Annotated in this window: 24 protein-coding genes; 13 read left to right on the top strand and 11 right to left on the bottom strand. The window is 68.4% G+C overall.

What is annotated here, in order from left to right; all coding sequences use genetic code 11:
• The first annotated feature begins 435 nt into the window (after positions 1–435).
• From ABD466_RS00545 to ABD466_RS00535, 3 genes are all read left to right on the top strand, one after another.
• Positions 436–621, top strand: a complete 186-nt coding sequence (locus tag ABD466_RS00545) for a hypothetical protein (RefSeq protein ID WP_344654866.1) — start codon at positions 436–438, stop codon at positions 619–621.
• 145 nt (positions 622–766) lie between these two features.
• Entirely contained in the window at positions 767–1,300 is a 534-nt protein-coding gene (locus tag ABD466_RS00540) for a cytochrome b N-terminal domain-containing protein (RefSeq protein ID WP_344654865.1), read from the top strand.
• On the top strand, positions 1,297–2,241 hold the full coding sequence (locus tag ABD466_RS00535) for a hypothetical protein (protein ID WP_344654864.1): 945 nt from the start codon (positions 1,297–1,299) through the stop codon (positions 2,239–2,241). The genes ABD466_RS00540 and ABD466_RS00535 overlap by 4 nt, the downstream gene beginning before the upstream one ends.
• A gap of 352 nt (positions 2,242–2,593) precedes the next feature.
• Here ABD466_RS00535 and ABD466_RS00530 read toward each other — a convergent pair whose 3' ends face one another.
• Both ABD466_RS00530 and ABD466_RS00525 read right to left on the bottom strand, forming a co-directional pair.
• A complete protein-coding gene (locus ABD466_RS00530) occupies positions 2,594–5,050 on the bottom strand; it encodes a cell wall-binding repeat-containing protein (protein WP_344654863.1) in 2,457 nt (818 codons plus the stop codon).
• 271 nt (positions 5,051–5,321) lie between these two features.
• On the bottom strand, positions 5,322–5,711 hold the full coding sequence (locus ABD466_RS00525; RefSeq protein ID WP_344654862.1) for a LysR substrate-binding domain-containing protein: 390 nt from the start codon (positions 5,709–5,711) through the stop codon (positions 5,322–5,324).
• 614 nt (positions 5,712–6,325) lie between these two features.
• Here ABD466_RS00525 and ABD466_RS00520 point away from each other — a divergent pair.
• From ABD466_RS00520 to ABD466_RS00510, 3 genes are all read left to right on the top strand, one after another.
• On the top strand, positions 6,326–6,760 hold the full coding sequence (locus ABD466_RS00520; RefSeq protein WP_344654861.1) for an archease: 435 nt from the start codon (positions 6,326–6,328) through the stop codon (positions 6,758–6,760).
• Between the two features lie 83 nt (positions 6,761–6,843).
• Positions 6,844–8,262, top strand: a complete 1,419-nt coding sequence (locus ABD466_RS00515) for an RtcB family protein (RefSeq protein WP_344655157.1) — start codon at positions 6,844–6,846, stop codon at positions 8,260–8,262.
• A 588-nt stretch (positions 8,263–8,850) separates the two neighbouring features.
• Positions 8,851–10,614, top strand: a complete 1,764-nt coding sequence (locus ABD466_RS00510; RefSeq protein ID WP_344654860.1) for a serine/threonine-protein kinase — start codon at positions 8,851–8,853, stop codon at positions 10,612–10,614.
• 129 nt (positions 10,615–10,743) lie between these two features.
• On the opposite strand, the gene ABD466_RS00505 is transcribed toward ABD466_RS00510, so the two are convergent.
• Together ABD466_RS00505 and ABD466_RS00500 are read right to left on the bottom strand one after the other, a co-directional pair.
• Entirely contained in the window at positions 10,744–11,055 is a 312-nt protein-coding gene (locus ABD466_RS00505; protein ID WP_344654859.1) for a hypothetical protein, read from the bottom strand.
• A 390-nt stretch (positions 11,056–11,445) separates the two neighbouring features.
• Positions 11,446–12,294, bottom strand: coding sequence for an NAD(P)H-binding protein (locus ABD466_RS00500; RefSeq protein ID WP_344654858.1), 849 nt, complete (start codon positions 12,292–12,294; stop codon positions 11,446–11,448).
• A 132-nt stretch (positions 12,295–12,426) separates the two neighbouring features.
• Here ABD466_RS00500 and ABD466_RS00495 point away from each other — a divergent pair, with 132 nt between their 5' ends.
• Positions 12,427–12,879, top strand: coding sequence for a MarR family winged helix-turn-helix transcriptional regulator (locus ABD466_RS00495; RefSeq protein WP_344654857.1), 453 nt, complete (start codon positions 12,427–12,429; stop codon positions 12,877–12,879).
• A gap of 405 nt (positions 12,880–13,284) precedes the next feature.
• On the opposite strand, the gene ABD466_RS00490 is transcribed toward ABD466_RS00495, so the two are convergent.
• From ABD466_RS00490 to ABD466_RS00480, 3 genes are all read right to left on the bottom strand, one after another.
• Positions 13,285–14,058 (bottom strand): alpha/beta fold hydrolase, encoded by a 774-nt coding sequence (locus tag ABD466_RS00490; RefSeq protein WP_344654856.1) that lies wholly within the window; start codon positions 14,056–14,058, stop codon positions 13,285–13,287.
• A gap of 70 nt (positions 14,059–14,128) precedes the next feature.
• Positions 14,129–16,462, bottom strand: coding sequence for an ABC transporter permease (locus ABD466_RS00485; protein ID WP_344654855.1), 2,334 nt, complete (start codon positions 16,460–16,462; stop codon positions 14,129–14,131).
• 89 nt (positions 16,463–16,551) lie between these two features.
• Positions 16,552–17,280: an ABC transporter ATP-binding protein gene (locus ABD466_RS00480; protein ID WP_344654854.1), complete on the bottom strand. Its 729-nt coding sequence runs from the start codon at positions 17,278–17,280 to the stop codon at positions 16,552–16,554.
• Between the two features lie 131 nt (positions 17,281–17,411).
• Here ABD466_RS00480 and ABD466_RS00475 point away from each other — a divergent pair, with 131 nt between their 5' ends.
• Positions 17,412–18,620 carry a sensor histidine kinase gene (locus ABD466_RS00475; RefSeq protein ID WP_344654853.1) on the top strand — a complete coding sequence of 403 codons (1,209 nt, stop codon included), beginning with the start codon at positions 17,412–17,414 and terminating at the stop codon, positions 18,618–18,620.
• Positions 18,617–19,294: a response regulator gene (locus ABD466_RS00470; protein WP_344654852.1), complete on the top strand. Its 678-nt coding sequence runs from the start codon at positions 18,617–18,619 to the stop codon at positions 19,292–19,294. The genes ABD466_RS00475 and ABD466_RS00470 overlap by 4 nt, the downstream gene beginning before the upstream one ends.
• Positions 19,295–19,596: 302 nt before the next feature.
• On the opposite strand, the gene ABD466_RS00465 is transcribed toward ABD466_RS00470, so the two are convergent.
• Positions 19,597–20,205 carry a cysteine hydrolase family protein gene (locus tag ABD466_RS00465; protein ID WP_344654851.1) on the bottom strand — a complete coding sequence of 203 codons (609 nt, stop codon included), beginning with the start codon at positions 20,203–20,205 and terminating at the stop codon, positions 19,597–19,599.
• Positions 20,206–20,307: 102 nt separating this feature from the next.
• Here ABD466_RS00465 and ABD466_RS00460 point away from each other — a divergent pair, with 102 nt between their 5' ends.
• The 3 genes from ABD466_RS00460 to ABD466_RS00450 all read left to right on the top strand — a co-directional run bounded on the left by ABD466_RS00460 (position 20,308) and on the right by ABD466_RS00450 (position 23,764).
• Complete coding sequence (locus ABD466_RS00460; RefSeq protein WP_344654850.1) at positions 20,308–21,003, top strand: FadR/GntR family transcriptional regulator; 696 nt, start codon at positions 20,308–20,310, stop codon at positions 21,001–21,003.
• Positions 21,000–22,346 (top strand): FAD-binding oxidoreductase, encoded by a 1,347-nt coding sequence (locus ABD466_RS00455; protein WP_425558499.1) that lies wholly within the window; start codon positions 21,000–21,002, stop codon positions 22,344–22,346. Before ABD466_RS00460 ends, ABD466_RS00455 begins: the two co-directional genes overlap by 4 nt.
• Before the next feature lie 389 nt (positions 22,347–22,735).
• Complete coding sequence (locus tag ABD466_RS00450) at positions 22,736–23,764, top strand: glycoside hydrolase family 183 protein (RefSeq protein WP_344654849.1); 1,029 nt, start codon at positions 22,736–22,738, stop codon at positions 23,762–23,764.
• Between the two features lie 176 nt (positions 23,765–23,940).
• Here the strand turns inward: ABD466_RS00450 and ABD466_RS00445 are convergent, their stop codons facing one another.
• A complete protein-coding gene (locus ABD466_RS00445) occupies positions 23,941–24,585 on the bottom strand; it encodes a TetR/AcrR family transcriptional regulator (protein WP_344654848.1) in 645 nt (214 codons plus the stop codon).
• A 115-nt stretch (positions 24,586–24,700) separates the two neighbouring features.
• Here ABD466_RS00445 and ABD466_RS00440 point away from each other — a divergent pair, with 115 nt between their 5' ends.
• Positions 24,701–25,120, top strand: a complete 420-nt coding sequence (locus ABD466_RS00440; RefSeq protein WP_344654847.1) for an ester cyclase — start codon at positions 24,701–24,703, stop codon at positions 25,118–25,120.
• 280 nt (positions 25,121–25,400) lie between these two features.
• Here the strand turns inward: ABD466_RS00440 and ABD466_RS00435 are convergent, their stop codons facing one another.
• Both ABD466_RS00435 and ABD466_RS00430 read right to left on the bottom strand, forming a co-directional pair.
• The gene (locus ABD466_RS00435) at positions 25,401–25,856 is read right to left on the bottom strand and encodes a hypothetical protein (RefSeq protein WP_344654846.1); all 456 of its coding nucleotides are present in this window, start codon (positions 25,854–25,856) and stop codon (positions 25,401–25,403) included.
• Between the two features lie 132 nt (positions 25,857–25,988).
• Positions 25,989–26,882, bottom strand: a complete 894-nt coding sequence (locus ABD466_RS00430; RefSeq protein ID WP_344654845.1) for a LysR family transcriptional regulator — start codon at positions 26,880–26,882, stop codon at positions 25,989–25,991.
• Positions 26,883–26,934 lie beyond the last annotated feature (52 nt).

Here is a 26,934-nt window from a genome sequence, read left to right as displayed (position 1 = left end):
AGGACAGGGCACTTCCTCGTTTCGGGCCGAAGCGGATCCCGCGCGGCCCCCGATGTCGTTGCCGACCTTCCCGGTGCAGTCAGTGTTAGGGAACCGGTACAGCAGTCGCACACCCGCGACCACCGATCGTATGCGCCGATCGCCCAGGTCAGGGTCGGTGGCCGAGTGTTTGACCAGGACAGGCGCCTCGCGTCACCGAAGAGAACCGTTGTTCGAATATTGCTGGTACCGGGCGTCCCCGGTTGGCCTAGTACCGGACATACCGTCGTGCTGCTGTGCACCTACTGTCGGCATATGGGCACGGTTTGGGCTGGCGCGGATGAACCTGGGCGGTCACGGGGCTATCAGCCCTACTCCGGGATATGCCACAGAGAGACAGTTCTTTCGGCATCACTCCAGACTCTCCGCGGTGCGTCGAGCGAAGGGGAAACCGTCGTGTCCGCACCACTGGCCGCGGCGGTGGTGGTCGCTTCGGTCGACCTCAACCACACCGGCCACTACGTGCATTGGGGGGTCATCCAGATCTCGGTGGCGAACCTGACCGTCATCGTCATCATGATCGTGCTGTTCGTCCTGGCACTGCTGCTGCCGTTCCCGAAGGGACGCAAGCACGATGACTGATCAGAGCGCTCGCGCCTCCGGCCCGAGCCCGAGCCCGGCCTCTGGCGGCTGGACCGGAGCGCTGCGCCGCCGCGTGGTCCGGGCACTGCCACCGGACAAGCTGCTACCGGATTCGCAGCCGTCATGGGTCGCCTCATGGATCTACGTGTTCGGCGTGCTGACGCTTTCCGCGCTGTGCGTGGTCCTGGCAACCGGCGGCCTTCTGGCGTTGAAAGGCCCGTCCTGGTGGCACCTCTCCTCTGTCGGCCGTTACATCAATTCCCTGCATCTGTGGAGCGTCGAGCTGTTCATGGCTTTCATGGTCGTCCACCTGTGGGGGAAGTTCTTCATGGCCGCATGGCGTGGCCGCCGCGCCACCACCTGGATCACCGGCGCCGTGGCGTTCCTGGCTTCGATCGGCACCGCCTTCACCGGCTATCTGGTGCAACAGAACTTCGACTCTCAGTGGATCGCCGGCCAGGCCAAGGACGGCCTGAACTCAGTCGGGATCGGCGCGTACTTCAACGTCCTGGACTTCGGCCAGATGCTGATGTGGCACATCGTGCTTCTGCCGTTCGCCCTCGCGTTGCTCACCGCCTGGCACATCCTGCTCGTACGCCGGCGCGGCGTCGTGCCGCCGATTCCGCTTGACGGCGACGGATCCGGCGCCACCGAGCCCGATGACGGGGTTGCCCGATGACCGCCCGTTGGGCTCGCCTGCCCCACCCCGAACCGGCGCCGGAACACACCCGGCCCTACGACCTGGTCAAGGAGTTCGTGATCGCGTTGCTCGTGGTCGCGTTGCTCACCGTCGGGCTGGCCGCGATGTTCGGCGCGCCTGATGACAAGCCGGTGACTCTCCAGTCCTGGGCCAAGGCCGACTCGGGCGACTTCCTGTCCGCCGCGTTGGCCGAGCTGGACGGCAGCAGTGCCACCGCGAGCTACGGTCCGCCCTACAACACCGCCGCCACCGGGCAGAAGATCGGGCCCATCGGGTTGGCGAAGTTCTTCGGAGTGCATCATGCCATCGACACCGCGAACGACTTCGTCCTGACCCCGCTGTCGAACGCCCCGCAGACCCCTGACGTCACTGCGGCCCTGGCGCAGTACAAGAATGCCTCCGCCGACCAGCAGGCAGCCATGCGCAAGCAGTACTCCGATGCGCTGGCTGCGGTCAACGGCGACCCCACTCAGATCCCTCCCGGAACCGCCGGACCCGTGCAAGTGCTGTTGAACCGACTGCTCAGCCAGGCCCAGGCCGGGTCCCTGGACGGGCAGCTCCTGGCCGCTGGCGAGTTCTACCAGAGCGATTACACCAAGCCGCTGCTGTTCCTGAACGACGGCACCTACCTGGCCGGACTCGCCGATGCCAAGCATCTGTCCGGCGACCAGTGGGGCATGATGAACGAGACCGGGAACTACCCCGGCCAGCCCTGGTTGTGGCTGTACACGTTCTGGTACCAGATTTCTCCGTTCAACCACACAACCAACGCCGACGCTCTCATCTGGGGCCTGATGGCGCTGCTGACCCTCGGGTTCATCCTCGTCCCGTTCATCCCCGGAGTGCGGTCCATCCCGCGCTATGTGCCCGTCTACCGGCTCATCTGGCGCGACTACTACCGGCGTGAGCGCCGGCAGTAACACGAGGCAGACCGCGGTCGGCGGCGCGGGCGGACAAGAGTTACCGGTCATCGATCCGACTACGGCCGTGATATCGCAGTACTCGATAGCGACCGCCTCCGCACGTATGACTTATGGCCGACACGGCCAGTCCACACGACTTGACGATCTATAGGAGCTTCAGAGTCCTTCATTGAGTGCGGCAGCGAAACCGCCACGAAGGGGTAGGACTGCTGGGCAGGCAAACCTCGTAGCGCTGATCGTCGCCGCCGTTGTCGAGGAGGTGGCCGGCCAAACTGCACGACCATCGCGTGTCCTGCCGGTGCGGACGCCTTCGTCTGCACCGGCAGGACACTGAGGAGCTGATCGACGCTCAGTTGTGCGCGATAAGGAACGATTCCCGGATCAGGTCCTGCTTGGAGATGTCGATGTTCAGGGGCGGAATGTTGAGCTCGGCTCCTGCGTCGATTTCGCCCGAAAGGTACCAGCTCCGAATCGCCGATTGCGCGCCGAAGTGCAGGCTGGTGTCGACGTTGACGACCGGGCCGGCGATGCCGTACAACGCAAGGGTCAGTTTGCTGCTGAGCGTCGAGTTGACCAGGGCGTTGCCGGTGACGGTCGGCGGCTCATACGTCGTGCTCCGCGTGCAGGAAGCGATCGGTTCCGGGGCTTGGCCGTACTCGTAACTTACGCCGGCTACTCCCTGTATGTGGATCGCCGCCGCAGAGTTGAAGGCGCCATCGACCTGGGCGTCCGCTTGGATGGTGAACAGCAGTCGTGGCACGACGACGACCGGGACGGGGCCGACCTGGACGACGATCGGTGTCAAGGAACGTTCCGGGGCCAGAGGTGTCGCGGGCAGGGTGCATTCGTTGACGGCGTTGATCGTCGCTGTCGCGGCCGAGTCGATGGTCGCTGTGGCTGTCGCGGTGGCGCCGATACTGTTGCGTGACCAGTGCGCGTGCAAGGCCGGGGCCATCGAAGCAGTCAGCGCCCCCTGAAGCACCATTTGACCGTTATAGGCGCAGGAGATGTTCTTCAGCCAAGATGAGCCGGCGGCCGAGCCTGCTCGTGCTGTGCTCGTCGTGCTGGTCTGGACAGTCGGGCTCTGCGGTGGCAGGACGGCGTCAAAGTCAAGGTTGCCCTGGGGCACCGCTGATTGCAGGTAGGCCGGGCGGGTGGTCAGCGTCTGGGCTTGGCTGCCGACGGCGGCGGCGCCGGCCGCGGTCGGAGTCTTCCCCTGGCCACCGGCCGTGGCGTTGCTGACACTGACGAGCAGTCCGTCCGGGGTCGCGGGGCCGATGCCGGTGGCGATGATGTCCCCGGCTTTCAGGGCGGGTGCCCCAGGCGCGGTCACGACAGTGGTGGTGCCATCGGAGTTGACCGTGGCCGAGGCGATCTGTGCGGGGTCCAGCACCTTGGTGGCGGCGGAGATCTGAGTGTAGTAGTCGACCGTGCCGCTCGCTGGTGTGTCGGCACCGATCGTCGGGTCGGCGCCGGTGACAGTGGGGATGTACCTGGTTCCGTCAGCGCCGGTGACCGGGTCGGCGGCGATGTGGTAGGCACCGGTGTCCAGACCCGTGAGGTCGGTGGTGGCCGTGACGGTGCGCCGGTACCCGCCGGGGCCGGTCACGGTCACCGCCGCAGCCGTGCGGTCGGGCAGGTTGGCGACCGCTATGTGCAGCTTCGCCGGTCCAGTGCCCGGGTTCGGATCCGAGCTTGAGGATCCGGTGGCCAGGGCTTCGAGCCGGGCCTTCAGCGCCGGGCTGATGGCAGCCGGGCCGCCCGCGACATCGCCGCCGCTCACCTGCGGGCCGAAAGTGCGCAGATAGCCCAAGGTCGCAGAACCCGCCTCGGTGGCCGAATCGGTCAACAGCAGCGGTTCGTGCCTGGTCCCGGCCAGCGGGCCGACGGCGAGCGCGTCGACGCCGCCGCCGGTCTTGTCCCCGCGGGCGACGGCCACGCGGTTCGGAACGAAGCCGAGCGTGGTCACGGCCCAGTTCGCGATCGCGGCCGCGGTCGCGCCGCGGTCGGGCCCGGCCAGGCGGTGCACCGTGATCCCCATCTTGGCCAGCGTTTGGTCCACTGCCGGGGAGACCGCCGCCGATCCGCCCAACACCAGCACCTGCTTGATCCCCAACCGGGTCAGCGCGTCAGCGGTCGGCCCTGACAGCGCCGCCGGATCGGTGAGCAGGATCGGCAGTGCCGCTCCCGCGGCCAGCGGTGAGCCGGCCAGGGCGTCGGGGAAGTTCGCGCCCGAGGCCACGATCGCGGTCCGCTGCCCGCCGACCACGCCCACCGCCGACGGCGCCGGCACCTCGGCGACCGCCGCGGCGGTCTCATACCGGCTTGACCCGGCGATCCGCGTCACCTGCAACTTCCCGCCGCCGGCCGCCGGCAACGCGGCGATGGCCGCGGCGACGCCCGGATCAACCGCCTGCGGCCCGCCGACGATACGCACCCTGCGTGCATGCAGCGCGGCCAGCGCGGTAATGGTGTCACCCGGCAGTGACCGTGGATCGGTCAGCAAGATCGGACCGTGCAGATAGCCGGACAAGTAGCCGGCGGCCAAAGCGTCCGCATAAGAGACGCCGCTCGCCACGATGACGTCCGCCGCACCATTGGGGTAGGCGCCCTCAGCCAACGCGGCCGCCGTGCCATAACGATCATGCCCCTGCCATCGGGAAAACGAGACCGCCGCGCCCGCGTTCGCCGCCGACACCGGGCCGGCCGACGCCGCCACAACCCCGACGACGCCCAACCAGGCAAGCCGGTAACGCAACGTTTTTGAAGCCCGCGTCCGGACCGACAAGACCTTTGAGTCGCGCATCTGAAATTTTTCCTTCGAACATGGCCTGGACGTTGGATCACAGCACCGGAGCCATCACTACAACCACAGGAGCCACCCCGTAAAGACAACCGGTCACGGTGAAAGCCCTAGCTATGCGTGCGCGTCAGAAGCGCCGGCATCCCGAAGGCGATACCACCCGGCGCAACCACTTCTCCCTCCACCTGCAGGTCAGCTTGGCCGGCGATGTCCGCGGCTTGGCCGTCCACGAGCCGCCCGACATCGACGCGGCACGCGGCCCAGGTGCGCAGCCTCAGGAGCTGATGCGTTGTAGTGCCCTCTGGGCTTTGTTGCGCAGCCACGCATGGGCGCGGTCGTTGTCGTGGCGCTGGTGCCAAGAGAGGTAGAGCGGGATCGGCGGCGTGGCGAACGGGAGCGGCAGTACGACCAGGCCATGGTCGGCGGCCGTGCGGGCGACGGGCTCGGGGACGGTGGCGACGAGGTCGCTGTCGCGGACGAATAACAAGGCGGTGGCGGCGGTCGGCGCGGTCATCGCGACCTTGCGTTCGAGGTTCATGGCGGCCAGCAGTTCATCTGTGGGATCCTGCGTCCGGCCGCGGCGGGAGACGATGACGTGGTCGGGCTCGGTGGCGAAACGGGCGGGTGTGAGCTCGCCGCGAGCCAGGGGATGGCCCGCGCGCACGACAACCGTGAGTCTTCGGGGTCGGGCAGTTCTACCGCGACTTCACGCAGACCACCGACCTGGAGGTCGTCGCATGCCTGGCCACGGCCGGGAGCAGGATCGCCGGCGCCGAGTCGCCGAGACCCGCGCCGCGGTCGTCGATTCAGCCGACGACCCCGAGATCGTCATCCCCGTAGGCGCCGTTCGGCTCTACGGCTCGCTGTCCGTCCCCGACGGGGCCACCGGGATCGTGGTCTTCGTCCACGGTAGCGGGAGCAGCAGGCACAGCCCGCGCAACCGGCGTCGCCTCGTGACGGCCGCGGCGTATGTGCCAGGCGATGGCTTGGGTTGAACGGGTGATTTTTCTGCGCGCCGCAGCCACCGGTGCCTCCGCCTGGGTTCTCGGACGCCGTCGTCACCGACGGGGGCTGCCGCTCCTGCCACGAACACCGGCGCCCCTTCAGAGACCAGGTCCTCGGCTCCATAGTGCCGAACTCACCATCAGTTTTCATGCTGGCCCTCCACCGCTGGGCATGTACCACGTGCTCTTCGCAGTACGCCGCGCAAAGCGACGGCATACCAGAGTCGTCCGCCCGACTTCGCCACCAGGTAGGTACTATGAAAGGAGAGGCGTCATGAGTCACCCAGTTCATCCGCGTCGTGGACATCAGCTGTTGCCGCATACCGCCGACTTGATCGTCCAGGCTTGGGGCGAAACCTTCCAGGCCTGTGTCGAAGAGGCGATTCTCGGGCTGGTCACGTCTTTCGCCGAGGTCGACGCGGCCGCCATTGGCGATGCCGCCGTCAATGTGATCCCCGCGGCAGCGCATGAGGAGCAGCTGCTGCTGGCCTTGGAAGAGGTGGTCTACCTCCTGGACGTCCGAGGGGACGTCCCAGCCACGACCCGGGTGGTAGGCACGCCGGACGGCGGGCTGGCCGTGGAGCTCGGGCTTGTTCCCCTCGCCGCAGCGCGGGTGGTCGGCCCGGCGCCCAAGGCGATCACCCGCCATGGCATGCGGCTTCAGCGCGAACACGGGATATGGCAGGTCGCCGTCACGGTCGATGTCTGATCCAGCAGGGTCCAATGGCCCTGGTCCTTGCCGCCGAGCCGGGAAAGCGTCGAAGTAGAGGCATCGGATGGGACGGCATCATGATCGACCTGATCGAGGAGACCCCGTATCGCTGGCGGATCGAACCGCACGACGGGATGCGGGTACCCGGGGTGGTGTTCGCCTCGCGGCACCTGCTGCCCGATGCCCCCGGTGACCTGGCACTGGATCAGGTGGCCAGCGTCGCCATGCTGCCAGGGATCGTGCAGGCCTCCTACGCCATGCCGGATGTGCACTGGGGCTACGGATTCCCCATCGGCGGGGTCGCCGCCACCGACCCGGCCGCAGGCGGCGTGGTCTCGCCAGGCGGCGTCGGGTTCGACATCTCTTGCGGGGTGCGGCTGCTGGTGGCCGACGCCACTCGTGAGCAGCTTTCCGCACACTTTGAGGCGCTCATGGACGCCGCTGACACACTGATCCCGCGCGGCGTCGGCCCCGGCGGAGTCCTGCGGGACTGCTCGGAACAGGTGCTGCAGGAGATCCTGCGCACCGGATCGGTCTACGCCGTCGAGCACGGGTACGGTCAGCCCGGGGATCTGACCTTCTGTGAAGACCATGGTGCTGTTGCCGACGCTGACCCGGCGCAGGTCAGCGATCGGGCCCGGGAGCGAGGACGTCGCCAGGTCGGCAGCATCGGCTCTTCCAACCACTTCTGGGAGCTGCAAATCGTCGACCGGGTACTCGACCGGGACACCGCCGAGGCCTATGGCCTCGCCCCGGACACCGTGTGCGTGATGATCCACTGCGGGTCCCGCGGCCTGGGCCATCAGATCTGCACCGACCAGCTGCGCACCATGGTCGAGGTGATGCCCGGCTACGGAATCACCGTCCCGGACCAACAGCTGGCTTGCGTCCCGGTCGATTCCGAGCACGGCCGACGTTACCTGGGCGCCATGGCCGCAGCCGCCAATTACGGACGGGCCAACCGGCAGCTTCTCACCCATGCCACCCGACTAGCATTCGCCCGCGCCGGGCTGGGCGACCTGCGCCTGCTCTACGACGTCTCGCACAACCTGGCCAAGATGGAGACCCACCACCTCGGCGGAGAGCCCCGCGAGCTGTGCATACACCGCAAGGGCGCCACCCGCGCCTTCGGCCCCGGGGATCCGGACCTGCCGGAGGCGCTACGCCCGCAGGGTCAGCCGGTCCTGGTCCCCGGCTCGATGGGCACCGCCTCCTGGGTCCTGGCCGGGGTCCCGAACGCCCCGGCGTTCGCCTCGGCATGCCATGGCGCTGGACGTGTGCTCAGCCGGCACGCCGTGGCACGCCGGGTGAAGGGCACCGCCCTGCGCCACGACTTGGCCCACGCCGGGATCACCGTCCGCGGCGCCTCCCCGCGCAGCCTGGCCGAGGAGGCACCGATGGCCTACAAGGACGTCGACGAGGTGGTCGAGGTCTGCCATCGGGCCGGGCTGGCCCGTCCTGTCGCCCGCCTGATTCCCCTCGGCGTTATCAAGGGCTGATTCCGCGAACGTCGGATGCCCGCTCCCACGGTGGCAACCGAGCCACGGGAAACCGAAGACGGACCCGTCACCGACGAAGCCATGCGCGCCACCCCGCTTGGCGACGCCGACGTCTGGGTGCTCGATCCGGAGACGCCGGATGTGCCGTCTTGCCCGCCCTACGTGGTGCGCTGGCACCAGAATGCCCGTACGAGGCAGGCCGGAGCCGGAAGACGAGCCTTCGCACGGCGAACAGTGGCAGAGCCAGTGTGATCGTGGAGGAGCACGAGAACGGTCTGACCAAAGCGTAACCAGTGGCGGACCCCGGTGCGTCGAACTCGGGGACCGGGGACCGGGGACCGGGGACCGGGGACCGGGGACCGGGGACTGCCGAGACCGCCGACTTCGGCTTCGTCTCGCGAAACTCTTATGATCGTGTCCTGATGTCGTGGGCGGGCTGGCCTTCAAGCGTGCTTGATGTCGGGCCGACGGCGCGGCGACAGGGCTCGGCCACCGCTGTTCCAGAAAGTGAATCCAGGCCCTTACTATGTCTTGGTCAGGAGATCGCCTTCCTCGCCAGGCGGCTCCACGTCCGACAGGGGGCTTCCAGTGACGGTCGACGACGAGGCTCAGGGCACGGCCATCGGCGGCCGCTACCGCCTCTTGACCGTCATCGCGTCTGGCGGCATGGGGACGATCTGGGAGGGCCGCGACGAGCAGCTGGGCCGACTGGTCGCGGTCAAGGAGGTGTCCCTGGACCTGATCCCTCCCATCCAACGGCCCGAGTTCCTCCAACGCGCCGTCAATGAAGGGCGCACCACCGCCGCGCTGGCCGACCACCCCAACATCGTCACGGTCTACGACGTCGTCATCCAGGACGGCGTCCCGTGGACGGTGCTGCAACTGGTCCGCGGCCGCTCCCTGGCCGAGCGCCTCCAGGCGGGCCCGATGCCGGAGGCCGAGGCTGCCGACCTGGCCCGGCAGCTGCTGTCCGCGCTGGGCTTCGCCCACGCGGCCGGGATCACGCACCGGGACGTGAAGCCGTTGAACATCATGCTCAACGACGGCGACGGGCGCGCGCTGCTCACCGACTTCGGGATCGCCAAGAACCAGGACCACGACAGCCTCACCCGGACCGGCGTGGTCATCGGCTCCACCCCGTACATGGCCCCCGAACGCCACGAGGGCTACGCCGACGGGCCTGCGGCCGACCTGTTCTCGCTGGGTGTCACGCTGTTCGAGGCCCTGGAAGGCTACTCGCCGTTCGCCAAGGACACCCGGACCGGCACCGTGACCGCCATCCTGGTCAAACCCCTGCCGCCGATGGAACACGCGGGACACCTCGCACCGCTGATTCAAGCGCTGACGCAGAAGAACCCGGACGACCGGCCCACCGCACAGCAGGCCGCAGCGATGCTGGGCACTGCGATACCCGCGCCCGGTCATGCCGCGCCGAGCGCCCAGGCTCTCGGAGGTCAGGTCCGGTTCCCCTCGACCATGCCGGCGAACGGCCAGACAGTTGTTGCTCAGCAGCCCTCCGATGAGGGTTCCGCTGCCAACGCCGCGAGTCCACGCCGCAGACCCAGGAAGAAGCGCCTAGCCATCGGCGTCTCAGTGGTCGTGGTCGCCCTCGGTGCGTCCGCGAGCGGTGCCTGGATGCTCTTCCACTGGGCCGATAAAGCCCTCGCGAACTGCACGCCGTCAGGCGGGTTCGGCGGTGGCACCGTCGACCCCGTGACGCGACCGATTCCGGCGATTCCCCCGGGCACGCCGCACGCACCGACACTGGTCGCTCCTGCCGACGAGTCCGTCTTCACCCTGGGCCAGCCGATCGAACTCCGCTGGGCGGCACCCTCCGGACACGCTTTTGAGCTGGCGCTGTCCTCCAACAACAGCGACTTCGAGCGTTACTCCTGGAAACAGGCCAGTGGCTGCATCTTCCAGCCCACTACTCCTGGCCTTTACGCCTGGACCTTGATGGAGCGTCCAGGACTGAAGACCGGCCTCGGCGGCCCATGGAGCGAGACCAGGCTCATCAAGGTCGTGTCGCCGGGAGAGTCGGCAGTTGATCAGTTCTCGAACTCTCCCCATCCGCCGACGCTGGTCTCGCCCGGCGACCGGATCGAGGTCGCAGCGGGCCAACCTGTCACCTTGACCTGGACGACGACCGGGCGCCTGTCAAAGGTCCTCCTCCGGTATCCCGACGGCACCGACCACTCCAGTGACTGGCAGGACGGGCAGACCTACACATTCACGCCGACGACGCCCGGACAGTATGCGTGGGGCGTCTGGGGGTCGAACGATTCAACTGCACCAGGCTTGGGCCACGGAACCAGCGGTGGCAGCGAACAACGGACCATTACAGTCAAGTAGCAGCGAACGAGAGTCTTTCACGCCTCGGCGTGGTGCATCGTGCGAGGTCAGCGGCTCTGGTGTCGGCCACAGAGGCATCGTGATCCAGATCGAGTCCGAGCAGATCGTCGCGTCAGCGGTTCACTTGATTCAAGCCGCACCCGACTCCGAATACCGCAGCCGGTCAGCACGACCCGCATGCGTCGTCACTGCCGATGCGTTGCCTCTCCGGCAGGCCGACTCGGCGGCCCGTGCCCGATGCGCTGCGTCGTCGTGGTCGCCGCGCAGCGAGGCAAGATAAGCCCTGCGCAGCATCACCGCGGCACGCCCGCGGGGGCGGTCGGCGAACAGCTCCAGTGCCTTGGCGTACCGAGATTCGGCCCTGACCACATCCGCGCGTGACAGTTCCGTTCGCAGCCGGGGTGTCGAGCGGTTGAAGGTCAGCCGAGCGAGTTCGAGCATGGATGACTCCTCAAGCGCGGACATCCCCATCCGACGAAGCGTTCGCAGGCTCGCCGAAGAAGCTGTGCCACCGGATCCTGCACACCGCAGCCCGCGTGACCCGAGGCCAACGCCGGGTTCGACGGCGCATCGCCGCCAACTGGCCCTGGGTCAAAAGACCTCGCCACGGCGCCTTCGCCCGACTCGTGGCCCTGCCTCGGCCAGTCATCCGCTGCCACCGCCGCATCCCCGCTCTCCCACGACCCGCAGGACCCCTGGAGACCCCGGCCGCCGCGCCAGGACCCCGCGAGGCTCGAAATCTGAACCCTCTTCGCCGGGGGCGTTCCGATCTGCGCTTCTGTTACATGGCCGAGGTTCTGCGTCGCCGTACCAAAAAACTGACCCGCAAACTCAGGTGAATGCCACCGCGTTCTGGTCACACCAGTGCCGGAACGTCATCGGGTCTCGTCCGAGCAGTCGGGCGACAGTGTCGGTTCGGAAGCCGATGGCATCGGCACGCGCCACCTGGATGGTCTCGATGAGTGCGGCGGCCAAGGCGGGGGGTGCGCCTTGGGGGAACCGGGCCTTGACCGCTTCTTCGGGGGTCGCCGCCGTGCGCACCTGGATGTCGCGGCCGAGTGCGGCGGCGAGGATCTCGACCATCTCGGCGGTAGTGAAGGCTTGGCTGCCGGTAAGGGCGTAGATCTGGTCTGCGTGGCCGTCCTCGGTCAGTACGCGGGCCGCGACGGCGGCGATGTCGGCTGCGGCGATCGGTGCGACTTTGCCCGGGCCGGTGGCGTCGAAGACGTATCCGTCTTCGCGGATGCTCTGGGCCCAGTCCAGCGCGTTGGTCATGAATCCGCCGCAGCGCAGGAACGTGGCGGGAATGCCGCTGGCCCGGATGGCGTCCTCGCGGTCGCGGTGCCAGCGGCCCATGGCCGGGACCGGGTCGAAGCCGGCGTGGAAGGAGGACAGGTGCACGATGTGCTTCACGCCCGCATTCCTGGCGGCGGCGATGGCGTTCTCAGCCTGCGCCATACCAGTGCCCTGAGTGAGGAGGAAGAGCTTCTCGACACCATCGAACGCGGCCTTCAGTGTTGTGGGTTCTTCGAGATCGGCGACCACGCGGTGGGCACGCGCCGGCAAGGCGGCCGCACGTGCCGGATCGCGCACGAGGATGCGGAAGTCGGCTTGGCGGGTGCCGAGTTCGCGGACGAGTTCGCGGCCTATGTTGCCCGTGGCGCCGGTGATGAGGAGCATGCTCCGCCTCCGAATCGTTTGCCGTCTAATGAATGGCGGTACGGCGCAGAACGCTAGCCGGGCAATGATTAGCCGTCAAGCGATGTTCTCGGTAGGATCGGCGTCCGTCGACACCACGAGGGAAGGGCGCCCATGCCGGAGTTCCTGGACCTGCACGGCAACACGAACAAGGCGGTGCGGGCCGTCGCCGACGCCGGGATGCGCCGCCTCGGCCTGCACCTGGGTCAGAACCACGTCCTGGCACTGCTGTGGGAGCAGGACGGCCGGCCCCCCGGCGAGATCGCGGCGGCGTTGCATGTCTCCACGCCCACAGTGGTCAAGATGGCGACCCGCATGACCGCTGCCGGCCTGCTCACCAGGCGCCGTGACGAACGCGACAACCGCCTGGTCCGGCTCTGGCTCACCGAGGCCGGACGCGCCCTGCGGCAGCCGGTCGAGCAGGAGCGCGAGAACCTGGAGAACCGTCTCACAGCGGACCTCACCGAGCGGGAGCGCGAGCAGCTCATAAGCGCCCTGACGAAGATCCGTCGCCGCGCCCTGGAACTTTTGGCCGACAGCGATCCCGCAGATGCGGAGCCGCGCTGAACCGATACCGGCGGTCGAAGACGGATCCGCTCAACAAGTCCGCTTCACGGACTGGCCGGCGGCTCGCAGTCGGCGTAGTTGTGACCCCAAGAACGTTTGATCCGTCAAGTTCAAGTCGGTAACGCGAAGAGCCGACCGAGGAAAGTGACTGATGGAACAGCTTGGGCCGCAGGTGTCGTGCGCGCGGTTCACCGAACGTCTCTGGTGTGTCGGCGCATGGTGTGGGTCACGACCTGCACGACCGCCCGTTGAAGCCCTTGGAGGAATCGTGAACAGCAGCCATAGTCGCTGGCGAACCCGTCGTGACCTGCTCGCCGCCGACGAGGACCTCGACCCCGCAGCGATGGCGATCGGACCCGGCGTGCCCGTGGTCGAACGGCCACGTCGGGTCCTGAGGCTGGTCGGTCAGTCCAGCGGTTCGTCGAGGAACTCGGCGATCGCGTTCGCGAAGCCGGAACCGGTCAGCGCGGTCCAGTGGTTCCCCGCCACGGCAGTGAACCTCCCCTTGGGCAGGGCTGCGGCGAGTTCTTCGCCGGTGCCGTGGCCGTGGTCCTCGTCGCCGACCACGATCAGGGTGGGGGTCTGGATCCGGCGCAGCGTGTCACCCGGTGTGGCGACGAGGGAGTCGAGGACGTACAACAGCGCCTGCGGGTCGGCGCCCGACTGCCCGAACCAGTACGCCATCTCCGCGTCCGGTGTTCCGGGTTCTATTCTGTCTCCGTGCGCAAGCGCCGTCAGGACGCGGTGGTTGGCGACACCGCCGCCGGCGCGCGTCATGTCGGCGAGGCCTTGTCCTCCGATGACCGCGCGGGCCGGCCTGGCGCCTCGGGCCAGCATCCTGATGACGATGCGACCGCCGAGCGAGTAGCCGCCGAGGTCGTAGCCCTGGTCGTCGAGGCCCAGGTGGTCGATCAGGGCGAGGGTGTCGTGGGCCAGCACGTCGGGCGGGTACGCGGCCGGGTCGCGCGGCTGCGGGCTGTCGCCGTGGCCGCGGAAGTCCGGGAGGATGACGCGGCGGCCCTGCTGGGCGAGGGCGGCGGCGGGGCCGTGCTCGAACCAGTGCAGGTACGAGCCCGAGAAGCCGTGCAGCAGGACCAGCGGGCGGCCCTCCCCGGTTTCACGGTAGGTCAGGTCCAGTCCGTCGCGGCTGGTGAATTGGTGCACCTGGATGTCGGTCATGACGCGTCGTCTCCTTGTCGGACAATCGGGTTCGGTATTTCAAGATTCGCCGTGGCGCGGTCCCCCGCGCCTATTCGGTGCGCAGCACCTCCGCGACCGGCGCCTTCGCCGCCCGGATCGAGGGCAGCCACGCCCCGAGCGCGCCGATCACCGCGCCGGACAGACCGAGCAGCGCCAGCATCCGCCAGTCCCAGACGTGCAGGAGCGAGGACGGCAGGTCCAGGTGGGTGCTGTGGCCGGTGAGCGGGATGACGATCCGGTGGACGGCCATGCCGAGCGGCACGCCGACGACGCCGCCTACCAGGCCGAGAGCCGCCATCGAGATCACCACCATCGTGACCACCTGGCGCGGCGTCATGCCGACGGCCTTGAGCATCCCCAGGTCCTTGCGGCGTTCGCGGGTGTTCAGCACCACCGTGTTGAACACGCCGAGCGCCGCGACGATCATCAGCATGACCGTCAGGCTGGAGATGACGCTGACCATGACCTTCTGCATCGTGTCGGTGCCGCCGTTGACGGATGCCTGGATCCCCGGGTCGGCTTTGCGGACCGCCGCGGCGAAGGACTGGGGGTTCGTGCCCTTCGACAGCCCGACGGAGAAGGTCGCCGCGCGTCCGCTGGGGCCGAGCTTGGCGAAGTGGTCCCAGTCGGTGCTGGTGATGTCCCAGCCGCCGGCGGTCTCCCCGACGATCGTCTCGCTGCGCGGCCGGCCGTCGGAGTCGTCCAGGGTGATCGTCTGCCCGAGGGCCGCGCCGTGCGCGTGCCAGAACTCCGAATCGACGACGACCTCGCCGGGGCCGCTCGGCCACCGGCCGTGCACCAGATCCGGATGCAGCGCGTCGGTGTCCCCGGTCTCGACGGCCATCCGGACCACGCCGGGATACCCGGCCATGCGGGTCTGCAGCGGGGTGTCGGCGGAGACATGGACGGCGCCGGGCATCGAGCGCAGCAAGGCGAACAGCTGGTCGTCGGAGTGGGCGGGCGCGGTCTGGCCGAACTTCGGGTTGTCGACGGCGACACTCACCTGGATCCTGTCGGTCTGCTTCTGGACGTCACCGTACTTCACCACCGAGGCCGACAGGCCGATGGCCATCGTCACCGTCGTCACGCCGAGCACCACGGTCGAAAGCGTCAGCGCCGTGCGTCCGGGCCGGGCGAACGGCCAGCCCAGGCCCAGGCTCACCGGCCGGGGCAGGCCCGAGCGGCCGAGGCGGCGCTGCACCGCCAGCCCGCGGCCGGTCTGCTGGACGCTGCCGGCGCTGATCGCGACGGCCGCCGGCAGGCGCCGCGCCTTCAGGGCCGGGATGAGCGCGGAGACCGCGACCAGGACCGGCATGCCGATCAGCACGGCCGGATAGATCCAGGCGGGGACGGACGTGTCGGCCAGCACCAGGTCGTTGTTGAAGATGCCCCAGAAGGCCTGGTGGACGAGCTTCTCGCCGACGACCGAGCCGACCGCGGTCCCCACGGCGCAGCCCAGCACCGCCGGAAAGGTCACCATCGTGAGGTAGACGCCGGTCACCTGGTCCGGGGTGAATCCCAGGGCCTTGAGAACACCGATGTGCCGGTAGCCGGACACCACCGCGCCGCTGACGACGTTGCCGACGATCAGCACCGAGACGAGCAGGCCGAGGATGCCGAAGACGGTCAGGAACGGCAGGTAGGTGCCCGGGCCCTTGGCCAGGTTCGCCTTGATGCCCAGGTAGGAGGAGGTGCCGGTGAGCGAGCCGGACGGCAGGTCCTTGGTGGCGGTCGCCATGTCCTTCGTGAGCGCCGTGTCCGATCCGGCGTCGGAGAAGCGGTACAGCATCTGCTCCGACGTCGCGCCCAGCGCCTTCGCCTCGGCGGGGGTGACCCAGCCGTCCGCGGAGTTGCTCGCCGACGAGGCGTATCCGACGACCTTCAGGCTCGTGCCGTCGGCCAGGGTGACGCGGCTGTCGTAGCGGATCTGCTGCGCCCCGAGGTCCTTGGGCATGTTCAGGACGATCTCGTCGGGCGCCGCGGCCCAACGCCCCGAGGAGAGCTGGAGCTTGTCGACCGCGCTGTCGGGCCGGTCGCGGCCCACCGCCGTGAAGGAGCCGGCCAGGCCGATCGGGCGGCCGCCGACCATGGCCGGGTGGTTCAGGACGGCCAGTGGATACGGTCCGGAGGCCTCGGTGACGCCGGAAGCGTGCGCGGTCTGGGCGAGCTGGGTCTCGGTCACCTTGGCGCGGTCGTACTCGGCGACGATGTGCGCGCCGTGCGCCGCGTTGAACGCTTTGTCGAAGGGACCTGAGATCGCGGCCAGCAGACTGAGGGTGGCGACGGCCATCATGGAGGAGACCATGACCACCACGCCGAGGGTGAACGTCTGAAGGCGGCGGCGCTTCACGGCCGCACGGGATGCTCGCCAGACGGCACTCATCGGGGTGTCTCCATTCACAAGTGGTTCAAGGGATCAGGGAATTGATGGCGGTGCGCGGCTGGCGGTGGCCGGCGGCTCGATGTGGGTGCTTACCGCGTGATCCCCGCGGGTTCGCGCTCCACGGTCCACTCCCGTGCGATGAGGCCGTCCGCGACTTCTACGACGCGGTCCGCGCACTTCGCCGCGAGCCGCGGGTCGTGCGTGACGATCAGCAGCGTCTGACCGAGCTTGTTGAGGTCGGTGAGCAGGCCCATGACCTGGTCTCCGGACCGGCTGTCGAGCGCGCCGGTCGGCTCGTCGGCCAACAGCAGCGCCGGCCGGTTCATCAGGGCCCGCGCCGTGGCGACGCGCTGTCGCTCGCCGCCGGACAGCGAGGCCGGGTAGACGTCCGCGCGACCGGCGATGCCCAGCTGGTCCATCAGTTCCAGCGCGCGCTTGCGGGCCGGCCTCGCCTTCAGGCCGACCAGCTGGCCGGCGAGGGTGATGTTGTCCAGAGCCGGGAGGTCGTCCAGGAGGTTGAAGAACTGGAAGATCATGCCCACGTGGCGCCGCCGGTACAGCGCCAAGCCCTTCTCGCCGAGCCCGCCCAGGTCCTGGCCGGCGACGGTGACCGTCCCGGCGGTGGCGCGGTCCAGGCCGGCGACCATGTTCAGCAGCGTCGACTTCCCCGAGCCCGACGGCCCCATCACCGCCACCGACTCCCCGGCCCGGACCTTCAGGCTGACTCCGTCCAGCGCTGAGTAATCCCCGAAGTCCTTGCGCACGTCCGCCAGGCGGACGACGACTTCCCGCGCCTCGTGATCCCTCGAATTCGTCATGCCACAACACTGTCGACGATCAGGGGGCTGCCACATCGGAGCACCGGACACATGTGCCGGGGCCACTGCCCACCGTGGTCGTACACCCGTGGTCGGCTGTGGGCCCGGTGAACGGCGAATACGATCAAGGCATGTCGTCGTCCGCTCTGCTGCCGCGCATCAAGCGGTCGCCCCCGGGAGTCTGGGTGTTCCTGGCGTGGGCCGTCGGAACCGTCTACTCGGTCTTCGGTTCCGGCGCCTACGTCTACCGCATGCCGTTCGAGCCCGAGACGAATCCCCTGTACCCGCACGGGTTCGGCTTCGACAGCGGGGAGGCCGGCCGGCTGGTCCTGTGCGCCGTCATCGCCGGAGCGGCCTGCTGGATCGGCGTCCGCCGCGGCCTGACCGGTCTGCTGCTGGTGTTGCTCTCCTCGCTCCTGGTCACGCTGAGGGTGAAACACACGATCGCCGTCGACGCGGCGAACTACCTGGGCGTCGACGTTGCCGTCGCGGTCGTCGCCGCGACGAGGACGCGCCGCACCGCGGTCGTCGCCGTCACGATGGCGCTCATCACGCTCCTCGGCTACGGCGGCTTCCGGGCGGCCGCGGGGCTGCTGGTGGGCACGTCGGTGATGATGGTGACGGCGCTGCTCGTCGTCGTCGCGGCGATGGCCGGCGCCGTTCTGCGCCAGGACCGCGTCCACGCCGGACAGCTCCGCGAGCAGGTCGCGGCCCAGGCGGTGACCGCCGAACGGCTGCGCATCGCCCGCGAACTGCACGACATGGTCGCCCACAACATCGGTGTCGTCGCGATCCAGGCCGGTGCCGCCAAACTGGTCATCGACGTCCAGCCGGACAGCGCGCGCAAGGCGCTCGGGGTGATCGAGGACTCCAGCCGGGAAACGCTCGCCGGGCTGCGCCGCGTGCTCGGAGCGCTCCAGACCGCTGAGGACTCCGGCGACGAGAAGCCGCTCGCCGGGCTGGACGACGTCGACAAGCTGGTGGAGAACATCCGGACCGCCGGCGTCCGGGTCGACGTGAACTGGCGCGGCGACCGCCGTGCGCTGCCTCCGGAGGTGGACCTGTCGGCGTTCCGCATAATCCAGGAAGCGGTGACCAACGTCGTCAAGCATTCCGGCGTCCGGCAGTGCCGGGTGTCCGTCACCTACCGTCCGGAGGACGTCTCGGTCGTCATCGTCGACAGCGGCGCCGGGCACGGATCCGGAGCGGGCGGCGGCTACGGCCTCACCGGCATGCGCGACCGGGTGAGGCTCCTGAAGGGCGATTTCGAAGCCGGCCCCCGTCCCGAAGGCGGGTTCCGCGTCGCGGCCCGCCTCCCCAACCCCGAGGGAGTGCGATGACGATCCGCGTCGTGCTGGCAGACGACCAGCCCCTGATCCGCGCCGGACTGGTCATGGTGACCGCCGTCCGGACGGACATCGAGGTCGTCGGCGAGGCCGGGACCGGACTGGAGGCCGTGCAGCTGGTCCGCGAGCTTGAGCCCGACGTCGTCGTGATGGACATCCGCATGCCCGGCATGGACGGCATCGAGGCGACCCGGATCATCACCGCCGACGGCGGCGGCACCCGGGTCGTCGTCCTGACCACCTTCGACGACGACGACAACGTCTACGACGCCCTGCGGGCCGGCGCCTCCGGCTTCTTGGTGAAGGACATGGCGCTCGACGACATCATCACGGCGGTGCGCGTCGTGGCGGCCGGCGAGGCGCTGATCGCGCCGAAGGTGACGCGGCGCCTGATCGAGGAGTTCGCCGGCCGGCCCCGGAACTCCGCACCGGCGGCGGAGCCCCGGCCGATCGAGGGCATCACGGACCGCGAACTGGAGGTCCTGACACTCATCGGCCAGGGACGGTCGAACGCGGAGATCGCCGAGACGATGGTGATCAGCGGCGCCACCGTGAAGGCCTACGTGACGCGGCTGTTGTCCAAGCTCGGCGCCCGCGACCGGGTACAGCTGGTCATCATCGCCTACGAGCACGGCCTGGTGTCGGCCGGTGGGACCGGGACCGTCTGACGAACCAATGCTTCTACGCGGTGCGGTTGAGAGAACTGCGACGCACCGTCTCGACGAACGCCCGGACCCGCGCGGTCGCTCCGGCCTCGCGCCACACCAGACCCCACTGCAACGCGGGTGCGTCGGAGATCGGACGCGGACGAGGTCGGGGCAGACCACTCGACGGTAGGAACAGACCACTCGACGGTAGACGTGCTCGGCGACCACCACCCACCCCCGGCCGAGCGATGCGAAGAGCAGCGCCTCACGCAGCGAGCCGACCGCCGCGGCGGTGTTGTTGAACCTCGCAGGGCGTTCTGTGATCACCCCTGGAGATCTGCGAGGAACTCCGATGCGTTCTTCGGTGTGGAGAACATGGGGAAGTCGTACTTGATCGCGTTGTCGTGCTCTTCCTGCGACGTCGCCGCGACGCAGTCCTGGAGCGTGATCACCTGGTAGCCGTTCTCGTAGCCGCTCCGCATCGTCGACTCGACGCAGCAGTTCGTCAGGAAGCCGCCGAGGGCGATCGTCTTGATCCCCTTGCTGCGCAGGATGAAGTCCAGGTTCGTGCTGGCGAAGGTGTCGAGCCCGCGCTTGCCCTCCACGACGATGTCGCCCGGCTGCGGTGCCAGTGCGTCCGTGATCTCGGCGCCCCAGCCGCCCTTGACGAAGGCGTTGCCGTCGACGACCCCCTTGAGGATGCCGTAGGGGTGCGACGTGATCTCGTTGTAGCCCGGGGCGAAGCTGATCGGCGCGTGCACGACGGTGACGCCCAGGTCGCGGGCTTTCCGCACGAGGTCCTGGGTGTTCGTGAGCATCGAGGTCGTCTCCATCACGCCCCGGACCGCGTCGTGGAACGCGCCGCCTTCGGAGGTGAAGTCGTTCTGGTACTCGATGAGGACGAGGGCTGTGCTCTTCGGATCGATGGCCATGGACGCCTCCCGGTGGTCCCGCTGTGGCTGGCAGGTGGCTGCCATGTGATTGCCGCCACTCAACCACTTATCAGACAAGCGGGCAAGAGCTAGGGTGACGGCATGTCGATCGTCTTCGGCGCGGTGAGCCGCGCGCCGCTGAGTCTGCTGGTGTCCGAGCAGATCCGGGAGGCGATCCTCAGCGGGGCGCTACCGGTCGGGGCCGAGCTTCCCTCCGAGAAGGACCTGGCCGGCCACTATGGCGTCAGCCGTTCCACCATTCGTGAAGCGGTACGGGTTCTGCAGGCCAAGGGCCTGCTCAGCGGCGGTGACACGGTCTCCACCGCGCGGCCCCGGGTCTTGGCCGCACCGGATGTGGCCGAGGCGCTGACCAGCGCGTTGCGGTTGGGCCGGGTGCCGCTGGCCGACTTGGTGGAGCTGCGCCGCCTGATCGAGGGAGCGGCCGTGGCGGTGGCCGACCCCGGACGGCTCTCGGACGCCTACGAGGCGCTGGCCGTGATGCAGGCGCCGGGTGTCGACGTCGTGACCTTCCACGAGGCTGACGTGCGGTTCCACCTGTGCTTGGCCGGTGCCGGCGGCAACACCGCCTTCAGCCTGGTCGCGACCTCACTCCGGGAGGCCATCGCGGGCTACCTGCTCGACGCGCTGCGTGCGGTCCCCGACCTGGCGTCCATGCTCCCTCGACTGGCGGCTGAGCATGCCGGCATCCTCGCCGCAGTCGAGGCCGCCACCCCGGACCGTGCCGCAGAACTTGTACGCGCCCACATCTGGGACTTCTACGCGGAGTCCCTGGCGTGACCGAGCCTCTGACAGCCGTGGATCCTGCAGCGTTCCTGGCCGAGCTGGCCAGCGCCGTCCCGGTGGTGCTCGATCCCCATGTCCTGATGGCGTACCAGCGGGACCAGGCCGCCCTGGCCGAAGCGGGGACCCCGCTGGCGCTGGTCCGCGCGCGCTCGGTCGACGACGTGGCCGCGACATTGCGGACGGCCTCGGCCCACGGTGTCCCGGTGGTCACCCGGGGAGCCGGGACCGGCCTGGCCGGCGGGGCCAACGCCATCGACGGGTGCGTGGTGCTGAGCACCGCGGCCATGGACGGGATCATCTCGATCGACAAGGTGGCCAGGACCGCGACCGTCCAGTGCGGCGTCCTGAACGGGACGCTGTCGGCCGCCGCCGCCGACCAGGGCCTGTGGTACGCCCCCGATCCGGCGAGCAAGGCCGTCTCCACCATCGGCGGCAACATCGCCACGAACGCGGGCGGCGGCTGCTGCCTCCGCTACGGCGTCACCGGGGACCACGTGCTGGCGCTCACCGCCGTCCTGGCGTCCGGCGAAGTCCTGCGCACCGGGACGGCAACCCGGAAGAACGTCGCGGGACTGGACCTGACCCGGCTTCTGGTCGGTTCGGAGGGGACGCTGGCGGTGATCGTCGAAGCTGTGCTGCGGCTGCGGGTGCCGCCGCCGCCCCAAGCCACCCTCGTCGCCTTTTTCGACAGCTTGCGGAAGGCCGGGGACGCGGTCGTCGCGATCGAACAGGCTGGAACGCCATCACTGCTGGAGCTGATGGACCGGACGACGATCGCCGCGGTGGAGGAGCACACCCGGATGGGGCTGGACCTCACGGCCGGGGCGCTGCTGATCGTGCAGGACGAGTCGCTCGACGCCTACGCCGATGCCTGCCGCGGGGCCGGCTTCGTCGCCCAGACCGACGACCCCGAGGAAGGCGAGCAGTTCCTCGCCGCCCGCCGCCTGGCCCTTCCCGCCCTGGAGCGCAAGGGGCTGACGCTGCTTGACGACGTCGCCGTCCCGCCGCCGCTCATCGCCGACATGATGGACCGAGTGCAGGCGATCGCCGACCGGTACGGTCTGGTCATCGGCACGTTCGGGCACGCCGGGGACGGCAACCTGCACCCCACGATCGTTTTCGACCGGGAGGCCGCAGACACCGCGCGCGCCGCGTTCGACGAGATCCTGGCCGCGGCGCTGAGCCTCGGGGGCACGATCACCGGCGAGCACGGGATCGGGTCGTTGAAGACGCCACACCTCGCGGACATGCTGGGCCCTACTGAGAGGGCGCTGATGGCGCGGATCAAAGCGGCTTTCGACCCCGGGAACATCCTCAACCCGGGCCGGGCGCTGTAGCGGCGGTCGCTTCACGGGTCTGCGCTGCGAGCACCGCCCGGTCCGTCCAGCCAATCCGCGGCGTCGGGTTCGCCCGACGCGGCACCGCGACCTCCTGGCGCAGGGCGAGTATCTCGACGTGCTGCGACGCCGAGGGACAGGCCAACAACGCCAGCCAAGAGAACGCATGAACAAGAGTCCTGTACAGCAGTCGCACAGCCACGACCACCGATCTTGTGCGCCGATCACCCAGATTAATACCTATATCCGGGTATCCTGACCAGGACAGGCATTCCCGGCACCCATAGCCCTTCCCGGAGGCGGTGTTGACACCTCTTTACGGTAAATCGCTCTGAATAGCGACACCCGCAACCCTGCCAGAACGTCAAAAGTGGAGAGAGGGTAGAGCAATGGCTCTAACGATTTCACCCCAGCAGGCTGTACGGGTCGCGCAGATCACCGGCAACGGTCCGGGCCAGACAGGGCGTTGGCAGATGGGCGGCGCCGATCTCGGGGTAATGTGGTGTAACCCTGACACGAACGTCACGTTCCATGTGTTCGGCGACAACTTCAAGACCGTTCAGGAACCCAGCCCGTTCTCCGGGCCGGTTGGTTCGGGCTGGAAGCCGAACGCGCTGGGGCGATCGACGTTCGTGGACTTCCGTGGTGGCGTCACCTGGAACGACTTCAATGTGGACTCGAAAGGCGACCGGGCGCCGATCCTGCCGCTGCTGCCCGGTGAGGACGGGTGTGTGCCGACTGGGGGGATCCACGTGAACGGCACGGACTACCTGGCGTATGTGGTGTTCTCTGCCGGTCACACCGACCAGTCACAGACGAACGCAGGCGGTACAGCGCAGTCCACAGACGGCGGGAAGACGTGGCAACGGAACTTCAACTGCTTCTGGAGTCAGAACGCGCAGCTGACTGATCCGTTCCAGCAGTCAGCGTTCGCCTACGACTGGGTGAACGGCGGACAGTACGTGTACCGGTTCACCACTCAGTCGTCGCGAGCCGGTGACATTCATCTTCTGCGCTGCCCGACGACGGGTGTCGCTAACAAGTCCACCTACCAGTATTGGACTGGTTCGGCGTGGACATCGGACGAGACCGAGGTGGGGATTCTGATTCCCGGTCCGGCCGGTGAGATGTCGGCTCGGTACGATTATCTGCTGAACGTGTGGTACGTGATGTATCACGATGACGACGCCGGGTACACGGTGTTCCAATATGCGCCGTCGCCTACCGGTCCGTGGTCGGCGAAGCTCAATATCTTCCCGGACAGTGCGCAGCAGCCTTACGGGATCTACGCTCCAGAGATTCATCCGCAGTCATCTGGTACGTCGCTGTTCTTCTGCGGCTCGGACTGGAACACCTACGAAACCTATCTGTTCCATTCGAATCTGGATGTGAGCTGCTCACGCCGGGCTACAGCGTGACAACGATCGCCTACACGCCGACTTTCAATCGGCTTGACGGCTTCATCGCCGAGACCGGTCTGGTGTGTAGGGAGCGGACGTAGTTGAGCGGCGCGAACAGGGTTTTTGCAGTAGTTGAGACGTGCTCGCTGGGTCCGCCTACCTGTACGTGAGCAATGTGGGCGCGGTGACGGTAATCAGAGTGCGGCGTCGCGGGCGTCGGCTTCTTCGGCGGCTGGGTCTTCGGGTGTTCGGGCGCGTGCATTGCCTGCCGTCGGTGGGGGTCGTAGCCCGTCGAGGATGAGCTGGGAGATGTGGGCTGAGGCTTCGCGGCTGCTTTCCGCGCCGGCGTGGCGGATTGCGGCGAAGGCGCCGGCGACCAGTGCCATCACCTCATCGACCGTGAGGTCGCCGCGCGCTGCGCCGGCTGCGTGCGCGCGGTCGAGCAGGTCCGCGACATGGCGTCTGAGATCTGCCGCGACCGTAGGGGCGGCGGTGCGCAAGTCGAACTCGGCAGCGACCAGCGCGCTCTTGACCGCGACGTTCTCTGCGCCCGAGGCCATCATCCGCGACAGCAGGATGAACAGGGCCCCGGGGTCTGCGGTGGTGGCCAGCGCCTCCGCTTGCGCCACTAGTTGCTCCAGCTCATCGATCGCGACGGCGAGATAGAGCGCCTCCTTGGTGGGGAAGTGCCGGTGGACCGTGCCGGGGCCGACACCCGCACGGCGTGCGATCTCGTCGAGCGAGACGCCAAGGCCCTCACGCGCGAACAGCCGTTGCGCGGTGTGCAGGACGCGCTCGCGATTGCGGCGTGCGTCGGCTCGCAGTTCGCGGTCGCTCACGTGAACAGCCGACGACTGCGAGCGAGCAGGCTCAGATTGACTTCTCATCTCAGCATCCAGCATAACCGGGGCGGTGCCCCGTATACTGCGGGCTAACCGGGGCGACGCACCGGTTATGGGCGCGGCGGTGCTGGCCACGATCCGACCCACCAACCACGAGGTGATGACGATGACCCCACGCGACGACGCAATCGCCCTGGTGCTGAAGATGCAGGAGTGCTTCAACACCCGGCGGTTCGACCAAGCCGACGACCTGTTCACCACCGGGTTCTACAGCCATCCGCTCGGCACCACTGGAATCGAGGCGGGCAAGGACGCCTGGCGCGCGGTCGTTTCCCAGTTCCCCGGTATGCAGGTCGTCGCCGAAGACATCCTGGTTGACGGCGACAAGGTCGCCATCCGCTCGTCCGTCGAGGGCATCGGGGCTCCGGAGGGCGAAGCGCGACCAGAGCTGATCGAGATCTTCCGCATCGACGACGGCCGGCTTGCCGAGACGTGGGGGATCACCGGGGGCCCGCGCCCGCGCCACGACTGACGCAGGCATTGGCCACCTGATATGGCCATCCCATTCACTGGCTCATGTGGCAGGGCTTCGCTGCGACATCGCGCCTGCCGAATATTCGTCCGTGCAGGTCGTCATGGCCATGCCGCACTTGCGGGCGACCAGCCGGCGGCGTCAGGCCGACGGCGTCAGGCCGGCAGCGTCGCCGGACTGGCCGGGAACACCGCAGCCCAGGCGGATGAGTTTCGGAGGTGCTACACCCGCGTCGGCGCCTGGATCACCGCGGTGGGTACGTGCGGGCAGGGCTCCACATTCAGGGTCTCATCCCCGCTACGCGGTCGAATGCACCACTCGCGACGTAACCAGGGTCCGTTTGAAGCAGTGCGACCTTTGCGCCCCCGTCGACGAGCACGATGACGTAGTTGACGGTCACTCCGGTGCTTCGCACAGCTGTCAGGGTGCCGGTGCAGTCGTCGTTCAGTGTGTAGGTGTCGTCGGCGGTGAACGTGCTCACTCCTGACTCGTCTGCCAGGGTGACCTTGGTGCCGGTGGCGGTGCCGTCGCCGTGGAAGACCGTCGTGGACTGAAGGTTGAACGGCCCGGTGTTCGAGATGCCGCGGATGTTGCCGCTGTAGGCGCCGCGCAGGGTGGCTACCGAGCACGCCCTGTCGTGTCGGTGCACCTGGGCGGCGGTGGCAGGGGAGGTGATGGTCAGGGAGGCGGCCATTACAGCGCCGGTGGCGGCGGTGGCGGCGAGTTTGTTGATCACGATGTGAGAAACGCGCGGCTGCCGACAGGGTCACCTTCAGCGCCGCCATTCGTGTGCTTGCGTCGGCGCCGCCGTGTTGCCGCAGCCACCATCCGCAAGATTCTGAATACGGCGCCACCTAGGATTCCGCCGTCAGCTGCCCGTGCCTTCTCGACCGGCGAGGACGAGGTCGACGAAGGCGCGGGCGGCGGCGGACAGGCGGCGTTCGGACGGGGTGAGGAGTGAGACCTCGAAATTCGGGGCCCCTCGGACCGGTCGCATCGGAACCGGGCGTGATCCCACGGTCAGCGAGCGGCTCAGGAACATCTGGCCGAAGCCGGCCCTGACCAGGTCGACCGCGGTCGGGATGTCGCTCACCTCGACGGCGATCTCCCGGCGCAGGCCGGAGGCGAGGAACAGCCGGTCGACGCTGTTCCGGATGCCCCACCCGACGGGCAGGTCGACGAAGGGCAGGCCGTCGAGCTCGGCCAGTTCGACGGCCTCGCGGCCGGCCAGCGGATGGTCCTCGGCGCAGGCCAGCAGGAGCGGTTCGGACGCCAGTGGGTGCGCCTTCACGCCCGGCGGGTAGTCGCCGGGAAGCGCGGCGAAGGCGACGTCGAGGCTGCCGTCGGCGACGCGTTCAGCCAATTCGGCCGAGCCGCGCTGGGCGGTGCTCGGAATGATCTGTACCTGGGGGCGTTCCCGGTGGTAGCGGGTCAGCAGGGCGGCAAGGTCGATCAGGGTCAGCGAGTGCATGATGCCGATGCGGACGGTACCGCGTAGCCCGCCGTGCGCCGCGGCCACGGCGTCCCGGGCCGCGTCAGCTGCGGCCAGGGCGGTGCGGGCCTCGGTGAGCAGGGCCTGGCCGGCGTCGGTGAGCTCTACCCGGTGCGTGGTGCGGTCGAACAGCTGGCCGCCGAATTCGCGTTCCAGGCTGCGGATCGAGACCGACAGCGTCGACTGGACCAGGTGCAGCCGGGCCGCTGCGCGGGTGAAGCTCTGCTCCTCGGCGACGGCGACGAAGTGCTCCAGCTGCCGCAGCTCCATTCATGCACACCATTCATGAGCGTTATGATTTCTTTTCGTTGGACATCATAAA

The organism is Catenulispora subtropica (genome assembly GCF_039531675.1).
In the GTDB taxonomy this organism is placed as follows: Bacteria; Actinomycetota; Actinomycetes; order Streptomycetales; family Catenulisporaceae; genus Catenulispora; species Catenulispora subtropica.
This window is presented reverse-complemented; position numbering and strand designations above follow the sequence as displayed.

Bases quoted from the DNA above. Each gene is read 5' to 3' on its own strand.
- ABD466_RS00535 (WP_344654864.1), top strand. From the start codon at position 1,297: ATGACCGCCCGTTGGGCTCGCCTGCCCCACCCCGAACCGGCGCCGGAA.
- ABD466_RS00530 (WP_344654863.1), bottom strand. From the start codon at position 5,050: ATGCGCGACTCAAAGGTCTTGTCGGTCCGGACGCGGGCTTCAAAAACG.
- ABD466_RS00520 (WP_344654861.1), top strand. From the start codon at position 6,326: ATGAGTCACCCAGTTCATCCGCGTCGTGGACATCAGCTGTTGCCGCAT.
- ABD466_RS00505 (WP_344654859.1), bottom strand. From the start codon at position 11,055: ATGCTCGAACTCGCTCGGCTGACCTTCAACCGCTCGACACCCCGGCTG.
- ABD466_RS00500 (WP_344654858.1), bottom strand. From the start codon at position 12,294: ATGCTCCTCATCACCGGCGCCACGGGCAACATAGGCCGCGAACTCGTC.
- ABD466_RS00495 (WP_344654857.1), top strand. From the start codon at position 12,427: ATGCCGGAGTTCCTGGACCTGCACGGCAACACGAACAAGGCGGTGCGG.
- ABD466_RS00490 (WP_344654856.1), bottom strand. From the start codon at position 14,058: ATGACCGACATCCAGGTGCACCAATTCACCAGCCGCGACGGACTGGAC.
- ABD466_RS00485 (WP_344654855.1), bottom strand. From the start codon at position 16,462: ATGAGTGCCGTCTGGCGAGCATCCCGTGCGGCCGTGAAGCGCCGCCGC.
- ABD466_RS00480 (WP_344654854.1), bottom strand. From the start codon at position 17,280: ATGACGAATTCGAGGGATCACGAGGCGCGGGAAGTCGTCGTCCGCCTG.
- ABD466_RS00475 (WP_344654853.1), top strand. From the start codon at position 17,412: ATGTCGTCGTCCGCTCTGCTGCCGCGCATCAAGCGGTCGCCCCCGGGA.
- ABD466_RS00470 (WP_344654852.1), top strand. From the start codon at position 18,617: ATGACGATCCGCGTCGTGCTGGCAGACGACCAGCCCCTGATCCGCGCC.
- ABD466_RS00465 (WP_344654851.1), bottom strand. From the start codon at position 20,205: ATGGCCATCGATCCGAAGAGCACAGCCCTCGTCCTCATCGAGTACCAG.
- ABD466_RS00460 (WP_344654850.1), top strand. From the start codon at position 20,308: ATGTCGATCGTCTTCGGCGCGGTGAGCCGCGCGCCGCTGAGTCTGCTG.
- ABD466_RS00450 (WP_344654849.1), top strand. From the start codon at position 22,736: ATGGCTCTAACGATTTCACCCCAGCAGGCTGTACGGGTCGCGCAGATC.
- ABD466_RS00440 (WP_344654847.1), top strand. From the start codon at position 24,701: ATGGGCGCGGCGGTGCTGGCCACGATCCGACCCACCAACCACGAGGTG.
- ABD466_RS00430 (WP_344654845.1), bottom strand. From the start codon at position 26,882: ATGGAGCTGCGGCAGCTGGAGCACTTCGTCGCCGTCGCCGAGGAGCAG.